Raw genomic sequence first — 19185 nt, 5'->3', positions numbered from 1 at the left:
CTTTAACTATTTCTTTTTCTCACCACTTGTCATTGCTTCAATGAATCCGGCAGCGGTTTTCTGTTTTTCGCCAAGTCCTTCGGCTTTTTTGATGATTGCTTCATATTCGGCTTCCGAGACGGGTTTGATGGTCATTCCGTCCTGCAAGGTGGTGAGGCCTTTGGTGACGATTCTCTCGCCCATTTTCAGTCCGCTGGTCACGATGTATTTCACTCCGTCGTTTTGCGGATTAACGGTGATTTCGCTGTAGTGAAGCTTATTTTCGCTGTCGACCTTATACACGAATATCTTGTCTTGTACCTGGGTTGTTGCATCTTGTGGAATCTGCAGTACGTTGTTGTCGCTTCGGGCGATGATTATCTGACCGCTTCCGCCGCTTTTGAGCAGATGCTCCGGATTGGCAAAACGAGCAATCACGCTCACTGTTCCTGTTGAGGGATTAATTATTCCGCTGGTCTTTACGATTGTTCCTTCGTGGTTGTATATCGAACCGTCGGCAAGTTTCAAGCTAACCGATGGGAAGGATTTGATGGCGTTGTTCAGTCCGTTGTTCGAACGACTTAGTTTCAGAACATCGGCCTCGGTCATCGAGAAATAAACTTCCATTGTCGACACGTTGCTAATCGTGGTCACGGGCTGTGCAATCGATGGGCTTACGAGCGCACCTTCTTTATAAGGCAAACTACCCACATATCCTGTTGTGGGACTCTTGACATAGCAGAACGACAGGTTGTCCTTTGCGCTCGAAAGCATGGCTTGTGCTTGCTTCACGCCCGACTCGGCCTGGTTAACGGCCGCTCTGGCCGACACAATGCCGCTGTTGGCCTGGTTGATTGCGGCCATTGCGGTTTCGTAAGTATTCTTGGCTGTTTGCAATTCATAGTCGCCGATGACCTTACTTGCATAGAGGCTCTTACTGTTGTCATAGGTTAGCTTGGCTGTTGCTGCCTGGGCTTGTGCCGAAGTCAGGGATGCATTGGCCTGAACTACTCTGGCTTTGGCCTGACTTACTGCGCTCTGGGCCGAATTAACCTGTGCTTGTGCCTGCTCCACAGCAGCCTGGAAGGTTGAATTATCGATTACGAAAAGGAGTTGACCTGCACGAACGGCTTCGCCCTCGTGGATGTAGAGTTTTGTGATGAATCCGCTCACTTTCGGTCGAACCTCAACATCCTGAATGCCTTTTATGGTGGCTGGATAAGTGGTCTTCAACTGTGCATTTGATGCGCCGATGGTAATTACTGGAAATTCGTCGCTTGTGGGCAGTGTTCGTTTACTGCTTCCACAACTGCTGAACAATGCGAGGGCAATGCCGGCGCACAGAGTTAAGTTATTAATTCTCATACCTGTTTATTATCTAAAATTATAATCTGATTTATGCTTGGATATCCTTAAGAAGAAAAACTCAAAACCTGTCTGTGGGTTTTGCATGCAAAAGTAACCCATAAAATTTAAAGCTTTCCTCGCGCTATTTCATTTAACAATAATTACGCAGGTGCTCTAAACGTCTTATAAACCATGAGTTTCATGGATGATTGGAGGGCGGAATGATGAGCACGCTTTTTTCGGAAGCAGACGGGTTGCTCGACCGGAATCTCTTTCGTGAAATCATAGAATTATGTGAATTCGGTTTAATAAAGTCTCCCACTCGGGCGCTAGCCCGCATGTAGGGACAGACCCCGTGTCTGTCCGCACCCGAATGACAGTGGGAAATATGTTATGCGGTCGGTAAAATCGAATTGGCGTGGGGCTCGGACAGACACGGGGTCTGTCCCTACATGCGGGCATTATGCCCGAGTGGCATCCGTTGTTACCCATTGGCTCATCGGAGGCATCCAGCCGGTTCTTAAACCGAACTCACGTATAGAATTGGCTCAGCACGAAGGGCGATAAGTTTATTTGTAGGTTTTGCCGTGACAGTGTGAGTATTGTTTTGTGCACACAAACGTTCGAGTTGGTCTCCGCGGAATAGTGAACATGGAATACGAATTTAAATCGGGTGTGCGCAACGGCTCGACATGGCATGAGCTATCGTTTTTAGCAATTAAAGAGCTTGCGAGAGCCTTAACGAGGATGTATTTGCGTCGGTTTTACTGCCGAGGCGCGCATAAAATGTTCTTGCAGACTGTGTCAGAGTCCATTCTATCCTGAAAAATATCGTCGCCGACTATATACAGAAACATTTTAAGCTCCGGCGACATCGTCGCTACGACTTAAAACTTATTTTAGTTATTAGTGATGCTGTCGATGGGATTTAAAACTTATAATATGTAATAGCGACGGCGTCGCCACGACTTATAATTTATTTTTGTTATCGGCGACATCGTCGCTAGGACAAGAAATAAATTTTATATGCTGGCGATATCGTCGCCAGCACTTAAAATAAAATATAAGTTAAGGCGACATCGTCGCCGCGGGTTGAAATAAAATATAAGTTAAGGCGACGGTGTCGCTAGCAGTTAAAAATTTATTTATGTTAAGGCGACGGTGTCGCCGAGACGTAAAACTTATTTTCTGTTTCAGCGACATCGTCGCCAGCATTTAAAATAAAATATAAGTTAAAGCGACATCGTCGCCTTAACATAAATAAATTTTTAAGTCCCGGCGACGATGTCGCCAGCATAAAAAATAAGTTTTAAGTCGTAGCGACGATGTCGCCGGAGCTTAAAATGTTTTTGTATAGTCGGCGACGATATTTTTCAGGATAAAATGGACTCTGACACAGTCTGCAAGAACGTTTTATGCGCATCTCGGCGGTAAAACCGACGCAAATACATCCTCGTTAAGGCTCTCGCAAGCTCTTTAATTGCTGAAAACGATAGCTCGTGCCATGTCGAGCCGTTGCGCACACCCGATTTAAATTCGTATTCCATGTTCACTACTCCGCGGATGCCAACTCGAACGTTTGTGTGCACAAAAGCAATCCCGATTAATGTAGATTTGCGTGATTTTCGGCCTCACATAGGCAATGGCGCGATGAGCGTTGCATTTCTTTTAGCGTAACACGGAGGGCACTATTCGAAGATTTATTCTTGTGGCTGACGTTTGCATTACCTTTGTCTCGGCAATTCAAAGCGAGCTTTATTGCGCTATCTTTGCATTCGCCAACACTAACTTATTAATGACACAATTCAGAAAATAAAATACATCATGAAGAAAATCTTAATCTCTCTGTTGATGATGCTTTCAACACCGTTTACACTGTGGGGCCAAACCTACGAGGTGCTGTGGAAGCAGGTGAAAGAAGCGGAAAACAAAGATTTGCCGAAAACGCAAATCAAAGTGCTCGAAAAAATTAGAAGTAAGGCCGCCCGCGAGAAATCGTACGGAAATCTGCTGGCTGCCGAACTGCTTTCGTCTAGTTTGTGGACTCAAATTTCGCCCGACTCAGCAGCCACGCAAAAGGAATATCTCAAGAAGCGAGTTGCCGAATCGGAGAAGAAAGATGCCGTGCTCGGAGCCGTGTATAACTGTGCGCTGGGAAGGCTCTTCGAATTCGACGAGAGCGAGAATAAAGACGATTATTATAAGAAAGCACTCGAACATCCCGAGCTGTTGGCGCAGCATAAGATGTCGGAATTCAATCCGCTCATCGCGAAAGGTACCGACGATAATATTTTCGCCAACGACCTTCTACACGTCATCGGTATGGAAGTCGAGAACTATGCCGCGCTCAACCGTTTCTATGTGGCGCGGGGCAACAGAGAGGCGGCGTGCTACACAGCGTTGCTCATGGTCAGAGATAAGAAAGACGAACTCTCGCGGCTCGACTCGATTATAAAACTCTATGGCGACCTGCCGATATGCGGCGAAGTAGCTGTGAGAAAATATGACGTAATCAAAGAAGATAAAACAAACAAGGAACTCATCAAGTTCATCGACGAAAGCCTTGAACGATGGAAATCGTGGCAGGGAATAAAAGCGCTCGCCAATGAACGGAAAGAACTAACGAATCCCACGTTTGGAACGAAAGCTATAGGAGCGCAGATTATTGCCGGAAAGAACGACCAGAAGCTCTTTGTGAATATGAGGAACATAAAAGACCTGACGCTCACCATCACTCGAACAAAACTGGACGGTAGTACAACTCTGAATCCGGAATATAATAAGGAGCTAGAGAAAATCAAGAAAGAACTGCAGCCCGAAACACAGCATGTTTTTAAACGCACCTATTCGGGACACGAAGCTTATGAATTCTTCGAAGATTCTATTCAGCTTCCGGCACTCAAGGAAGGCGTTTATTTGGTTAAGTTCGAATCGTCGACGAAAAATATGCCATCTATATATCGATTGCTATATTCATCGAACCTGTTCTTGATGACCGAACAACAGGCGAAAAATAAAATACGATATGTGGTTGTCGATGCCTCCAGCGGTCAGCCCGTGCCGGGCGCCAAGCTGAAGCTCTTTTTCGATGAACGATATAAACGAAAAGCCTACACCGAAATTCTAACCGCAAATAAAGACGGCGAGGCAATCTTTAATCTAAAAGAAGATAGACCATATACCGTTTATGTTTATACCGATAAAGACAGGGGATGCAAAATAGCCGGCATATATAACAACTTCTCCTATAGCAATTATTCTGTGAGCAATGTTACGTCAAGAGTCTTCACCGACCGAGTAATCTATCGGCCCGGACAGAAAGTCAACGTTGCAGCAGTGGTTTACCATTATTCGAATAGTGAACTGAAAACAAGAGTGCAAGCCGGACAGACCTTCGAAATAGAACTGCGCAACGCTAACTATGAAATCGTAGCAAGCAATAAGGTGACAACCGACCGATTCGGAACGGCGTCGACCTCATTTGATTTACCGAGCAGCGGATTAACCGGTTCGTTCTCCGTTATTGCCAAAATAGGATTGAACGGTTCGGCAAGTTTCAACGTCGAGGAATATAAACGTCCCACATTCGAGGTGACTTTCGACGAATATAAAGAAGCCTATACCGCCGGCGACACCATTAAACTTAAAGGACGAGCAAAAAGCTTTGCCGGCGTACCGGTTCAGAACGCTAAGGTGCACTATACCGTGAATCGTCAGCAAGCCTTCTGGTGGTGGCGCTCCCCAGACAACGATGAACAAGTGTTCGAGGACGACGTGAAAACCGATGCCCAGGGCGAATTCACCGTGACGCTACCTTTCGTCATTCCCGAAGAAAATAGTGAATATCATTATGCTCGATTCTTCAACTTTGAAGTCAATGCCGATGTAACCGACCTTGCCGGCGAATCGCGACAGGGGTATGCTTCGCTTCCGCTCGGAACGCAACCCACGGCTTTCAGCAGTAACATGAAAGAGAAGAATCTTAAAGATGAACTGAAATCTGTAACCTTTAATTATCTCAATGCGGCCGGTAAGCAGCTCGAAGGACAGGTTAAATATGCCATCGTGCCATACGCCGACTTTAAGGCTAAGGATCCTTATAAGAATTATGCTACGGCTGAAGCCAACAAACCCGTGCAGCTCAAACCGATGACTTCGGGACGCTATCATTTGCACGCCTTGTGCGGAAAAGACACACTCGACACCGACTTCTATGTGTTCTCGCTCACCGACCGCAGACCGGTAATCGAAACGCACGACTGGTTCTATGCTACCGATTCAAGATTCTCGAACGACGGTAAGCCGGTCTACATCCAAATGGGTTCGACCGATGCCAATCAGCACGTGGTCTATTCCATCTACTCCGGAAACAAAATCATTGAAACCGGCGCGTTCGACCAGAGTAACGCTATCACCACCCGTACCTTTACTTATAAGGAAGAATATGGTGACGGCATAACGCTTAACGTGGCCTGGGTGAAGGATGGAGAATTATACAGGCACTCGCATTCCATCGCTCGTCCGCTGCCCGACAAACGCCTGCTTGTAAAGTGGAAAACTTTCCGCAACAAACTCACACCAGGTCAGAAAGAGGAGTGGACTGTCACCATTCAGCGTCCTGATGGTAAGGCAGCCGATGCCCAGCTCATGGCAACGCTCTACGATAAGAGCCTCGACCAGATTCTGGCACATTCGTGGTCATTGTCGCCATCATTCTATGATAATATCCCTCAAACCAGTTGGAACACCTATTACAGACAGATGCTGAATGTCTCGTCTTCGGCAAATATCTCTTATCAGTCGGTTGGGAATCTGTCGTTCGCAGGCTTCGATATCAGATTCCTGGATGGTTTTGAGTCCGAGAGCGGATTCCGTTATGGTTACATAAATAGACAATTGCAGGGGAATCTAGCAGGTATTACCGTCAATGCTTACGCTCCGATGAAAGATGTAGCATATGACTCTGTAGAATCTAATGAAGATTTCAATAAATCGGAAGATGCTTATGAAACCCGTGCAAAGATTAAATTCACTGCTCCAGTTATAAAGAAAGATGAAGTGCAGAAATCTGATACCAAGCTAAAGAAGGATGTTCAGCTACGCGAAAACCTCAACGAAACAGCGTTCTTCTATCCGCAACTGCAAACCGATTCCGAGGGCAACATCAGTATCAAGTTCACTCTTCCCGAAAGTCTCACCACATGGCGATTCATTGGCGTAGCACACGATGAAGACCTTAATAACGGTGCGATTGAAGACGAAGCAGTGGCGCAGAAAACTGTGATGGTGCAACCCAATATTCCGCGATTTGTACGGCGTGGAGATGCTGCGACAATCTCGTCTCGACTGTTCAACACATCCGATAAAGAGGTTAAGGGCACCTGCACACTCGAACTTATCGATCCGGAAACCGATACAGTTGTATATTCCGAAAATAAGCAAGTGGTTATTACTGCACAGGGTAGTGCGTCTGAAACTTTCTCTATTGCCAAGTTGCTTGACAACTACTCGCAAACCTTGTCGGCCGACCAATCTCTGCTTATTGCACGAGTATCGATAGTCGGCGATAACTATTCCGATGGCGAGCAACGCTATCTGCCCATTCTTCCAAACATGGAATTTGTTACAAACACTCATCCGTTTACGCAGAACCAACCGGGTACCGAGACTATCGATCTAACAAAACTCTTCCCGAAGAGAACAACCGGTCAGCGGCTCACGGTTGAATATACCAATAACCCTGCCTGGCTTATGATTCAGGCTCTGCCTTATGTAGCCTATAACTACAGCAATAACGCTGTATCGCTCTCATCGGCCTACTATGCAAATAAGTTGGCTGAAAAGATTCTGAAAGCATCGCCCGAAATCAAGGAAACTATCCTTCAATGGAAGCAAGAGAAGGGTACTGAAACCTCGATGATGTCGGCCCTGCAAAAGAATCAGGAGCTAAAAGAACTAGTGCTCAATGAAACGCCATGGGTTGCCGATGCTAACAACGAAGCCAAGCAGAAACAAAACCTCATGCAATTCTTCGACGAGAACTCTATACGTAATCAACTGTCGACAACGCTCAGCGAAATCAAAAAGCTCCAGAAGTCCGACGGTGCTTTCTCATGGTATTGCGATATGCTACCGAGTTTCTACATGACAATCACTGTTGTCAAAACACTCGCTCGTCTACAAATTCTCACTGGTGAAAGCGAGTCCGGCGTAACGTCGATAATTAACTCTTCTTTCCGTTATCTCGACAAGGAAGTGGCGTGGCAAGTCAAGGAGATGAAGAAGAACGAAAAGAAATATAAATACACTGCCATTCCCTCCGATGAGCTCTGCAATTATGTCTACATAAACGCGCTTTTGAAGCGTCCTGAAACTGCCGACATAAGCTATCTCGTTGACCGAATCTCGAAGAAACCTACCGAACTCACTATTTACGGAAAAGCATTAACGGCTGTAATCCTGAAGCAGCATAATAAAACCGCCAAAGCCATGGAATATCTCCAGAGCATAAAGGAATACACAGTCTACAACGAGGAGAAAGGACGATATTTCGACTCACGGAATGCTTATTACAGCTGGCGCGACTACAAGATTCCAACTGAGGTGGCCGCTATTGAAGCTCTGAAGCTCATAACGCCAACCGATCGCCAGACCATTGAGGAAATGCAACGTTGGTTACTACAGGAAAAACGTACACAGGCTTGGGATACGCCGCTCAATTCTGTTGATGCCGTTTGGGCCTTCATGAACGATGGCAAGTGGAGCATTGACAACGGACCGCAATCGGTGCTTAAAATCGATGGCAGCATTCTCGAAACGCCGAAGGCTACGGCTGGATTGGGATATGTCAAAACCGTTCGAAGTATCGACCAGAATCAAAAGCCTGTGAAGACCTTCACCGTTGAGAAAACCAGCACTGGAACAAGCTGGGGAGCCGTTTATGCACAGTTCTTCCAGCCTGTCACTGAAGTGGCCGAATCGGCTGCCGGATTGAAGGTGAAGCGCGAAATCCTCACCGAAAAGAAAACCGACCAGCTCAAAGTAGGTGACAAAATCGTTATACGACTCACTATTACGGCCGACCGCGACTACGACTTTGTGCAACTTATCGACAAACGGGCCGCATGTCTAGAGCCATTGAATCAGATCAGTGGATACCATTGGGGTTACTACATTGCGCCGAAAGATTACACAACGAACTACTATTTCGATCTAATGGCTAAGGGTAAGCACATCATCGAAACAGAATATTTCGTCGACCGCGAGGGAACCTATCAAACCGGTATCTGTACGGTTCAATGTGCCTATTCGCCTGAGTATTCAGGCCGTACGGGGGCTGTGAAGTTCAACGTTGATAAATGATGCAAATTGAAATTGATGGTGGCAGTGGCTTTTGCTTCGGCGTGACCACTGCCATCAAAAAAGCCGAAGAGGAACTTGCAAAGGGTACGAAGCTCTATTGTTTGGGCGACATTGTCCATAACAGTATGGAGGTTGAACGACTGGAACAAATAGGGCTTGTCACCATCAATCACGAACAGATGAAACAGCTCCGCAATGTGAAGGTGTTGCTTCGCGCCCACGGTGAACCCCCCGAAACCTATGAACTTGCCAAACGAAATAACATTGAAATCATTGACGCTACATGCCCTGTGGTACTGGCCTTGCAAAGAAGAATTAAGATGCAGTTTGAAAAGAGCATAACAACGCCTGGCAACGCGTCGATTGTCATCTTTGGAAAGAAAGGCCACGCCGAAGTGTTGGGACTCGTCGGACAAACTAACAGCCGAGCTATAGTTATCGATAAGTTTGACGATGTAAAGAAGCTCGACTTCTCAAACGATATCTATCTCTACTCTCAAACCACTAAAAATCTCGACGAATTCCATAAAATCATATGCTACATTCAGGACCATATCTCGTCCACGGCTACATTTCGCAGTTTTGATACCATTTGCAGGCAGGTTGCCAATCGAATGCCCAATATTTCGACCTTCGCGTCTCGTCACGACGTTATAATCTTCGTGGCAGGTCGTAAAAGCTCCAATGGCAAGGTGCTTTTTCAACAATGTCAGAGTGTCAACGCCAATGCCCACCAGGTGGAAAGCGCGGACGAAATAAATATGGATTGGTTTAGTGGTGCATCAACTGTTGGCATTTGTGGCGCAACCAGCACACCCAAGTGGTTAATGGAGGAGTGTCGTGACGCAATCAAAAAATACTCTTCTAACTCCTGATTGACTGTGAAATTAATCAGGGCAATCAAGCAAAAAACTTGATCGATTTATAAATTATCTGGAGAAGATAGGCTAAACTTATGAATAACTTGGAAAATGATTAGAGAAAGCAATCATGCATTATAATCGGTAGCGGTTTAAATCGAGTTCTTCGCGCTCGAAGTTGCGATAGAGGAGGGCGGAGATGTCGTAGAAGTTCTTGCATATGTGATAAAGGTTGGCACGAGAGCCGGCGCCACTTATGCGGGCTACTTGGGTAGAAGATAGGTCGGTGTAGCGAAGCAATTCGCCTGCTCGCTTGGCAATCCAGTTTGATTTGAATTCTAGCGCGGTCATTCCAACCATGATGAAGCAAAGGGTGGATAGCTCTGAGAATAATAGACCTTCTTTTGAGCAAAATGCGCGAAGCGAAATGTTTCCGTCGGCCATGTATTTGATGAATCTGTTGAATATGCGTACTCCGGAAGGCTTAAAATTTTTTTCGATTGGAATGTAACTCTGGTTTCCATCCTCGTCGAACTTGCGGCGTTCGTTGAAAATGGTTATATAAATGTCGTCGAAGCTAAATTCAGGACCGTTTACCAGTCTGGAAATCACTTTTCGTTTAGTTCTGCTCATTCTAATTTATTTTTAATCGGTTGCTTGTTTGTTGACACCGATTATTTTGGTTTGTCGATTCAAAAATATGTACTATTTATTAATCGGCAAACTTTTATAGGTATAAACTTTGTTCATTTTGTTAAGTAATATATATTTTGACTTAGCATCCATACATCAGGATGTTAAATCGAAGTATGTTTAGCTTATCATTTGTTTTGTGTGTGTTAATTAGAGTTTTACTTGGATTATCACTTTTTAGATTTACGTAAACTATAATATAGTTCTACTTATCGAACTAATAGTATTTCGTTAATCTAAAGTAAGTTTGATTTATCGTCCATACGTATGGACGTAAACTAAAAAATGATTGGAGTTAATAGCATAATTAATTCTACTACTCAAAGAGATTCTTGAATCAATATTTTTATAGAATATTTCAGTCAAAATGTTGATTTAATAAATAATTTGTAAATTAGCAGCTGTTATAAAATGTGTCGGATTACTGAAATATATGATTATAGCGACTCCGGAGCACAAAAACCTAAAATTTTTAATTATGTTAGTTGTTACGAAGAAAACAATCTTGGCATTTATTGCCGCGACGGTGTCTCTGACAGCTGTTGCACAGATGAAAAACAGTCAGTCAACAATTAAAGAGTCTACTGACGAGAGAGTAGCATTAGGATTAGACCCTATGCTTTATTTAGGAAAGGAAATGACTGGTTCATTTGGTTATCAATCGACAAACAGGCCTACAAAATTACTTAAAACCGGTAGTGGAGCAGAGCTGTGGGTTAATGTAACTTATGCTCCTGGTATGTCGAAAGCCACTGACAGGAGTATTTCTAGCTGCAACACTAATTCTCCGAGTAATTTGACTCCTCTCATAAAAGGAAATTTCATGTTCTATAATGGAATAGGTCTTGTCGATGGAAAAATTTACGCTGGATTTAACTCCAGGAATAGTAGCGGGACTTATTCTCCGATTCTTTACACTATAGACACTGAGTCGTGGACTGTTCTTTCGACTGAAATGATGAATAACTATGCTCTCATGGCTTTTGAAACCGCTCAAGCAGATGATGGGACTACTTACGGAGAGTTCTACAGCGCTGATGGAAAGTCTAGAGAAATCGGCATCGTTGATTATCCTAATAAAAAACGCTCTACGCTATTTAAATCATCTAAAACTTACTGTGCATTGGGAATTACGAAGGATGGCGTACTTTATGGTGTGGCTTCCGACGGATATTTGTATCGTATAGATAAACAATCTGGTAATGAAATGAAGGTTGGGCCAACTGGCGTAACTGTTTCTGATGATAAAGGGACGTTTTTCTTCCAAACCGGAGAAATAGATCAGACCGATGATACTTTTTACTGGCTGGGAACAGATCAGACAACACAGAGCACATCTCTTTACACGGTGAATTTGGAAACTGGAGCTGCTACGAAGCTTCATGAATTAGGAAAATATACTTTCTCCGGCATGCTTATACGTCGACCAGCTGCAAAAGACGGTGCACCCGCTGAAGTTACAGACTTATCGGTTATGTTCCAGGATGAATCTACGAATGGTGCAGTAGTTTTCACTGCTCCCATGAAAACATTTGGCGGTGATGCAATTAGCGGAAGTCTTAATTGGGAAGTTTTTATCGATGGAACATCTGTTGGAAGTGGTAGTTTTAATCCAGGTGAGAATCAAACAGTTCCTGTGAGTGTTAGCGAAGGTATGCATACATTTGATGTAGTAGTTTCGAATGCTGTCGGAAGTTCGCCTACGGCTCGATTAAAGAAATGGATTGGTTACGATGTTCCAGAACCGGCTTCTAACATAGTTTTGGAGATTGACAAAGCTAGCGGAAATGCTTTTTTATATTGGGAAGCTCCTGGCAAAAGTTTGAATAACGGTTATATGGGCGGAGTGATTTATGATGTATATAGAATTAGCGATGGAAAAGAGGTTAAGGTTGCTGAAAACTTTACGGATACTTACTTTGAAGAGCAATTAACTGTTGGAGAGCTTACAAATTATACTTATGCAGTAGTTGCAATCAATGGCACACAGCACAGTAAGCGTTCATTTTCAAATTCGGAACGTTTAGGCAATGCATTTATCGTTCCATACTTCGAGGACTTCGATAACAAGGATAAATTTGGTATTTGGACGGTTATCGACGTAGCTGGCGATAGGTCGGAATCTAACTTCGGCACACGCGGCGCATGGGTGCATGATTCAAAATCTCATTCGGCAAGCTATACCTTTGGTGAAATTGTTGCAGACGACTGGTTGATTTCACCGCCCGTACGCTTGCAAACTGGAAAATCTTATTCATTCACACTCCGGGCTAAGGCTCGTGCGGGTACATCGAAGGTTTATCCTGAAAAGTTTGAGGTAAAAATGGGTAAAGGGGCATCTGTGGAGAGTATGATAACTGAAATTGTACCTGAAATAGAACTAAAATCGGCTACTTACACTGTATTTTCGAATAATTCGATTACCGTTAATACTGATGGAGAATATAATTTTGGTGTTCATGCACTTAGCACGCGTGATGGATGGACGCTTTATGTAGATTCTGTTATGGTTGAGGTTAATGCAATGGCTACATCGCCTGATTCTGTTACCAATCTTAATGTAAAAGCTGATGCTTCAGGTGAGCTAAGAACCGATGTGTCTTTTAAAGCACCAACTCGAACTGCAGGAGGAACTAATCTTACTGAAAAGATAACAAAAATTGAATTGCGAAGAGATAATCGTATAATTGAAACATTCGCTGATGTTGTTCCTGGAACCAATCTTACTTATCAGGATATAAATGTAGAGCTGGGACGACACACTTATGCCTTGTTGCCTTTCGCTGGAGATGAGCAAGGAGTCAAGCATGAAAAAAGTGTATATGTAGGGGTTGATGTTCCTGATTATGCACATAATATAAAGATTGCTGATGGCGGTTCTAATATTCAATTAAGTTGGGAGAAGGTTGGCACAGTTGGAGCTAATGGTGGATTGGTTATTCCGGAGAATGTAGACTACTTGGTTTGGAATACGGCAATATATAATGGTACAAGACTTCTTTATCAGAAGCTGGACTCTATACGAAATGATAACCAGTCGACTGTCGTTTTCAATACCGATAGCGGAGAGCAAGGTGAAATGTTCTGGGCCGTTCAGCCAAAGAATATTGCGGGTGCTGGCGAAGCTCATATGAGCGGTCTATTAGTAGGTAAGCCTTACGAATTACCTTTCAAAGAGACTCTAACAAAAGGTTCGCTTACAAAATATTGGAAATTCAACGGTACCGGAAGCGATATGACTATGAAAATATCTGCAGACGCTTCTGACGGAGATGGATACGCTTTCGAAATCAACTCGCCTACCGATACTGAATACGGTGAGCTATACTCCGGGAAGATTTCTCTTAGTGGTGCAGCCCATCCGACTCTTACTTTTGATGTAAAAGGTACTTCGAGTGGCAATACGGTTGGTGTCTACGTTGTAAAACCTGATGGAAGTGAGACAATGGTTGGTGTCGTTAATCCGTCTACCGATTATCGAACATATCAGATAGATCTTTCAGCCTATTCTAACGAGCGATATATACGAATAGGTCTTTTCGAATCGTTCGATACGGCTGGAAAACTAGTTTTCGATAATATCAACATTACAGATATGCTCGAGAATAATTTGAAGGTGCTGTCTTTCAATGCGCCAGCAACTGTAAAGGCTGGGGAATCGGTAGATGTACGTCTTGTTATGAAAAACTATGGTAAATTGGATGCCAGCAATTATAAAGTCAAGATTTCTGCAGGCGATATGATTCTTGTCGATAAAGAATTTAGCGACCGATTGGAACCTATGAATGAAAAAATTATCGAAGCTAAGATGCCAACAACAATCTTCACAGCTGCCGGAGAAGTAAATCTGAAAGCTGAGATAATTTACCAAGCCGATGAAAATAAATCTGATAACTCTGCTGATAGAATAATCGAAGTCGTTGCCTCGCAAGCCGCTCGTCCTGAGAATTTGACTCTCGAAACCAAATCAGACGGTATTCAAATGAACTGGAAGGCACTAAAAGAAACTACAACCGTAATTACAGAAGACTTTGAAAATACTGGCACGTTTGAACCTTTCTCACTCGGAGGCATAACGAGTACTAAACATGAAGGTGCGTTCGGTCAGTGGACATTGATAGATGGCGACGCACAAACAACTAGCGCTTGGGGAGCCGTTACATATCCTAACTCTGCCAAACCTCACGCCTGGCAGGTAATTAACCCAAGAAGCGTGTTTGGTGCTAATATGTATGATGGTGATAAAGCTCATTCCGGCGAACAATATCTTATTTCATTCTGCCCAGTGACAGGAGCTGCTGACGATTGGCTCATTTCACCCGAACTACCAGGTGTTGAACAAACTGCAACCTTCTTTGTAAAATGCCTTTCGAATATGTATGGCGATGAAACTTACGAAGTTTTATACTCGTTGACCGATAACCGACGCGAAAGCTTCATTCAAATAGGCTCGACAGTCACCGCCACGATGGAATGGACCGAGAAAACAGTTCATTTGCCTGCTGGAACAAAATATTTTGCTATTCGACACACGGCAACAGATGCTTTCGGATTACTCGTCGACGATATATCATACTCGGTGCGTGGTGGCAGCGTTGAAAAATATAATGTCTACTTCGATAAGAATCACCTAGCTACAGTATCCAACAACTCTACGAGCCATTTGGTTCACGGCCCTATTACAGCCGGCGACCATCTGTTCAGCGTGACAGCCGTTTATGCCGATGGAATAGAATCAGCACCTGTGTCTGAAAGCTTAATTGTGACGGGAATTAATCTCCCAAGACTGTCTGATGCATCATTTGATGTCTATACGATAGACGGCAAGCTTGTTCGACGAGCAGCATCAACTCTTTCCGGTCTTCATGGTGTCTATATAGTCAACGGAAAGAAACAAATTATTATGTAATCAGCCATATGAAATAAAAAATTCAGGCTCTGCAACAGTTAGCGTTGCAGAGCCTGAATCATTTTATGGTACAGATACTAGAAACTCTTTAGCCAGGCTTTGAAATCCATCATCATCTCCTGATGGAAACGGAAACCTATCTTACTTCCCCACCCGTGTCCACCACTTGGATAGACATGGAGGGAGGCGTGTACACCGTTTCTGTAGAGTTCCATGTAGTAGTTAACCCCGTTTGATGGCGGTACGGTGTCATCGTCGTCACTTAAAGCGATAAAAGCCCGCGGAGTGACTCTACTCACATTCAAATCGGCGCTGTATTTCTTTTGGTCGCGCTTGCTGGGATTGTTGCCTAGGAAATTTATCATCGTTCCATCGTGTCCAAACCCTTCAGTCATCGAAATTACTGGATAGAATAGTATTTGGAAGTCAGGTTTGGCATCACCACGGCTTTGTGTTGCCAAGGTTGCGGCCAGATGACCACCGGATGAAAAGCCCATTATACCAATATCGTTGCGATTGATTTTCCATCCGGTGGCATTTATTCTCACGAGCTTCATCGCCTGCTCGGCATCTTCGATTGGAATGTCAGGATTGCCATGTGGCATACGATACTTAAGAACAATTGCGGCTATCCCCATGTCTTGGAAGAACTCGGCCCAATCATAGCCTTCATGCTTGATGCTTAGCATGCTGTAGCCTCCTCCGGGGCAAATGATTACGGCGCGCCCTGTTGCATCGCTTTCATCGGGCAGGAACACTTTCACCTTGGCGGTGTCCGAGAGGTCGCCATTGCTGTGTTCGGGCAGCATGTTATAGAGGTTAACATCAAAAGTTTGTTGGGCATTTGCTGTGGTTGTGAGAAGAGTTATACCAACGAGCAGAATGATTTTGTGGAGCTTCATATAATCCTTTCTTTTTTGATTTTCATGTTGCGCAAAGTTAGCTAAAAGTAAGCAGGAGGGAGCGGGGCTTTAGAGTTTTTAGTACATTTGTGAGCAATATGATAGAAATAAGTTATGAGTAAACGTATTTTAATAGTTTCGGTTCTGCTATTAACAGCTGTCCTTTTTCTGCAAGCCAAGGTTCGTCTTCCGCACATCATTTCCGATAATATGATAGTCCAGCAAACAAGCAAAGTTCATCTTTGGGGCTGGGGCACACATGGAAAAATTGTCAAGGTGAGTGTGTCATGGTCGGTACAAATCTACTCTACTACGGTTGGAAAGGACGGGCAATGGAATGTGGATGTCACTACACCACGAGCATCATATCAGCCGCTTAATATAGTCTTCGACGATGGTGAGCGAACGGTGATTAACAATGTTCTTGCGGGTGAAGTTTGGGTTTGCGCTGGACAGAGCAATATGGAGATGCCGCTGAAAGGCTTTCCGAACTGTCCGGTTGAAGGCTGCAACGAGGCGATTATTGAAGCCGGCGGACTGACTGATAAGATTCGGTTCTGCAAGATTCCGAGTCGTATGGCGATGAATCCGCTCGATGACGCGTCTTGCTCGTGGCGATGTGTAGACCAGAGAAATGTTCCTGACCAAAGTGCGGTGGGATATTTCTTTGCTCGGATGATGAATCGGGCACTCGACATTCCCATCGGACTCATAGAGGCAAACAAAGGTGGTACGCGTGTGGAGAGTTGGCTCAATCGTGAGAATCTGCAGGCGCTAACATCGGAACCGCTCGACAGTGCACAGATTGTCAGGCAATATAGTTGGGACTATCATCGTCCGCTGCTGTGGGGTAACGGAACGTTTTCGCCTATTCTCGGCTACACGGTCAAGGGGATTCTTTTCTATCAAGGTTGCTCGAACGTCGAATTTCCTTCTCCGAACTATGCTAATCTGCTTGCTTGTCTTGTTGAACAGTGGCGTAATGGGTTCGGACAGGGACAGCTGCCTTTCTATTTTGTACAGATTGCCCCATGCTGGTATAACAACGATGCTAACGGAACCGAGGCAGCCTATCTTCGCGAGCAACAACTCAAAGCGCAAACGATAATTCCAAACTCGGCTATCGTTTGCACGAATGATTGTGTTTATCCATGGGAAACGCAACAGATTCACCCGCGAATGAAGAAGCCTGTTGGTGAAAGATTGGCTCAAATCGCCCTGAATAGAAATTACGGATTCGAGAATATCAGGTGTGAAAGCGCACGTTTTGAAAAGATGAGAATTAAGGGCGACACGTGCATCATATTTCTGAAGAACGACTATCAGGGAATCAGTCGATACGAGGATTTTCAAGGATTTGAAATTGCTGGCGACGACCGAGTATTTCATAAAGCTGAAGTGGCTTACGACTGGCGAATAGGACTTATGGTGCGTAGTGAGAAAGTACCGCATCCGGTTGCTGTGCGATATTGTTTCCGAAACTTCCAGCTTGGCAATGTTTATAATCAGGCTCTTCTACCACTTTTTCCGTTCAGAACCGATAATTGGTAATTATGCATTTGCTAGAGAAATTTACTCACTGTCCTGTTTGCGGAAGTGCGCAATTCGTAGAAAGTTCGTTGAAGAGCAAACATTGTCGGTCGTGTGGATTCGAATATTTTCTCAATCCCAGCGCTGCTGTGGCTGCGATTATTCTTAACGAGAAAGAGGAATTGCTAGTGGTTAAACGAAACTCAGAACCTGCTCGAGGAACGCTCGACCTTCCGGGCGGATTCTGCGACACAAACGAAACTTTGGGGCAAGCTGTAGGTCGCGAGGTGAAAGAAGAAACCGGGCTTACGGTAAATCGTGTCGAATTTCTTTTTTCTTTACCGAACACTTATCGTTACAGTGGTTTCGACGTCCCGACGCTCGACTCGTTCTTCCTATGTTCTGTTGAAAGTATCGCTCCGCTACGGGCCGCCGATGATGCTGCCGATGCTCGTTGGGTTCCACTTAACGAAATCAATCCATTGCAGTTTGGTTTGCAATCTATTCGGAAAGCCGTCACTGTTTTTATAGAACGGCAAGCCGACGTTCGATGAAGTCGAAATATTTCTTTAGAACCAGAAGCGAAATCAGTTGTTCACGCCGCGCATTACGAAACTGTGCAACATATTCGTGAGCATGTTGCACGATATTCTCCGCCTCGTCGGGATGTGAGATATAATAGTTTAACCGCTCTTCTAAATCTGCGAAATCTGGTCTAATCTCGATATAATGATAGTTCGGCCGGAGCGTTCCTTCCATGAACCACGTTTCGCACGTTGGCTTCGGCATCACTGCAATTGAATTCGACGACATAACCCATTTCAGATTACTCGCCACGTCGTTGCCTTCGAGAGCCATTACGAACTTATAATTCAAATGTTCGTCGATAGTTAGTTTTTCCGTGCACCACTCTGGATATTGTTTGTCTATCACCCCGACATTGCACATTGGATGCCCGAAATACTGCTTTACGAAATCGAATCTATTACGTTTCAAATCCGGGCCTCCGTCTTGTCCTATCAATCCACGGAATATGGCCATATTTTGTTTCTCGGAAAATGGTTTTCTATCGTTCACGAAAAGGAAGTGGCGAACTCTATCTAATTTCATAAGCACCGAATTGGCGTTGTTTTCAACAATCGGGCGACTCTTCACAACCGATGGTACATCGAGACCTCTGCAAAACCTACCATCCTCTCAACTCTCACCCATACACTCTTAGAAGAATAAATATTTTTGATCAAAAGATACCGTTGGAGGTTATTTTTGAGTAGATAACAATCTTTTATCAGTGTTTTTTCATATTATCTGATAGAATTTGACACAATAATCCCAGGTGTTCGGTATAAGTTGTAGGCAATGGATTCCATAATATGCTGCGCATGTGTTTTTGAAAGTCCAACATATCTTGCTATTCCTGCACCAAACCATCTATGCATAGAACCAAAGGTACGTTCTACTTTGTAGCGTGTCTTACTTATCGCAACGTTGATACGCTGCTGCCTTTTGGTAATTTCATGTCCTCTTGTTCTCTTATGCATGATACGACTTTTGAGTTTCATACGTTTGAGGGTTTCTTTGTTCTCCATCGAGTCATATCCTT

9 protein-coding genes and 1 pseudogene are annotated in these 19185 nt (G+C 44.2%); 5 read left to right on the top strand and 5 right to left on the bottom strand.

Translation table 11 applies throughout. The annotated features are described in order from the left end of the window. Positions 1–6: 6 nt before the first annotated feature. On the bottom strand, positions 7–1344 hold the full coding sequence (locus HMPREF9140_RS09470) for an efflux RND transporter periplasmic adaptor subunit (RefSeq protein WP_006953605.1): 1338 nt from the start codon (positions 1342–1344) through the stop codon (positions 7–9). 1806 nt (positions 1345–3150) lie between these two features. Here HMPREF9140_RS09470 and HMPREF9140_RS09465 point away from each other — a divergent pair. Together HMPREF9140_RS09465 and HMPREF9140_RS09460 are read left to right on the top strand one after the other, a co-directional pair. After that, the gene (locus tag HMPREF9140_RS09465) at positions 3151–8688 is read left to right on the top strand and encodes an alpha-2-macroglobulin family protein (protein WP_006953602.1); all 5538 of its coding nucleotides are present in this window, start codon (positions 3151–3153) and stop codon (positions 8686–8688) included. Beyond that, positions 8685–9563 (top strand): 4-hydroxy-3-methylbut-2-enyl diphosphate reductase, encoded by an 879-nt coding sequence (locus tag HMPREF9140_RS09460; RefSeq protein WP_006953600.1) that lies wholly within the window; start codon positions 8685–8687, stop codon positions 9561–9563. The genes HMPREF9140_RS09465 and HMPREF9140_RS09460 overlap by 4 nt, the downstream gene beginning before the upstream one ends. A 120-nt stretch (positions 9564–9683) precedes the next feature. Here the strand turns inward: HMPREF9140_RS09460 and HMPREF9140_RS09455 are convergent, their stop codons facing one another. After that, positions 9684–10181: a hypothetical protein gene (locus tag HMPREF9140_RS09455; RefSeq protein ID WP_006953598.1), complete on the bottom strand. Its 498-nt coding sequence runs from the start codon at positions 10179–10181 to the stop codon at positions 9684–9686. Positions 10182–10674: 493 nt separating this feature from the next. Here HMPREF9140_RS09455 and HMPREF9140_RS09450 point away from each other — a divergent pair, with 493 nt between their 5' ends. Then, positions 10675–15150: a choice-of-anchor J domain-containing protein gene (locus HMPREF9140_RS09450; protein WP_018572145.1), complete on the top strand. Its 4476-nt coding sequence runs from the start codon at positions 10675–10677 to the stop codon at positions 15148–15150. Positions 15151–15227: 77 nt separating this feature from the next. Here the strand turns inward: HMPREF9140_RS09450 and HMPREF9140_RS09445 are convergent, their stop codons facing one another. Continuing rightward, complete coding sequence (locus tag HMPREF9140_RS09445) at positions 15228–16052, bottom strand: alpha/beta hydrolase (protein WP_006953594.1); 825 nt, start codon at positions 16050–16052, stop codon at positions 15228–15230. 114 nt (positions 16053–16166) lie between these two features. On the opposite strand from HMPREF9140_RS09445, the gene HMPREF9140_RS09440 reads away from it, so the two are divergent. After that, positions 16167–17603, top strand: coding sequence for a sialate O-acetylesterase (locus tag HMPREF9140_RS09440; RefSeq protein WP_006953592.1), 1437 nt, complete (start codon positions 16167–16169; stop codon positions 17601–17603). A gap of 2 nt (positions 17604–17605) precedes the next feature. After that, on the top strand, positions 17606–18136 hold the full coding sequence (locus tag HMPREF9140_RS09435) for an NUDIX hydrolase (protein ID WP_006953590.1): 531 nt from the start codon (positions 17606–17608) through the stop codon (positions 18134–18136). Here the strand turns inward: HMPREF9140_RS09435 and HMPREF9140_RS09430 are convergent. Then, positions 18108–18752, bottom strand: a pseudogene (locus HMPREF9140_RS09430) (glycosyl transferase family 90); the annotation flags it as partial. The gene HMPREF9140_RS09435 and the pseudogene HMPREF9140_RS09430 sit on opposite strands and share 29 nt — an antisense overlap. 134 nt (positions 18753–18886) lie before the next feature. Continuing rightward, the coding region (locus tag HMPREF9140_RS09425; RefSeq protein ID WP_006953585.1) for an IS5/IS1182 family transposase at positions 18887–19185 on the bottom strand (299 nt) is incomplete at its 5' end.

Source organism: Prevotella micans F0438 (assembly GCF_000243035.1).
GTDB classification, from domain to species: Bacteria; Bacteroidota; Bacteroidia; order Bacteroidales; family Bacteroidaceae; genus Prevotella; species Prevotella micans.
The sequence above is the reverse complement of the archived record's forward strand: the minus strand, read 5'-3'. Positions and strand labels throughout refer to the sequence as shown.

Excerpts from the sequence above, each read along its gene's own strand:
- HMPREF9140_RS09470 (WP_006953605.1), bottom strand. The coding sequence starts at position 1,344 with ATGAGAATTAATAACTTAACTCTGTGCGCCGGCATTGCCCTCGCATTG.
- HMPREF9140_RS09465 (WP_006953602.1), top strand. The coding sequence starts at position 3,151 with ATGAAGAAAATCTTAATCTCTCTGTTGATGATGCTTTCAACACCGTTT.
- HMPREF9140_RS09460 (WP_006953600.1), top strand. The coding sequence starts at position 8,685 with ATGATGCAAATTGAAATTGATGGTGGCAGTGGCTTTTGCTTCGGCGTG.
- HMPREF9140_RS09455 (WP_006953598.1), bottom strand. The coding sequence starts at position 10,181 with ATGAGCAGAACTAAACGAAAAGTGATTTCCAGACTGGTAAACGGTCCT.
- HMPREF9140_RS09450 (WP_018572145.1), top strand. The coding sequence starts at position 10,675 with ATGATTATAGCGACTCCGGAGCACAAAAACCTAAAATTTTTAATTATG.
- HMPREF9140_RS09445 (WP_006953594.1), bottom strand. The coding sequence starts at position 16,052 with ATGAAGCTCCACAAAATCATTCTGCTCGTTGGTATAACTCTTCTCACA.
- HMPREF9140_RS09440 (WP_006953592.1), top strand. The coding sequence starts at position 16,167 with ATGAGTAAACGTATTTTAATAGTTTCGGTTCTGCTATTAACAGCTGTC.
- HMPREF9140_RS09435 (WP_006953590.1), top strand. The coding sequence starts at position 17,606 with ATGCATTTGCTAGAGAAATTTACTCACTGTCCTGTTTGCGGAAGTGCG.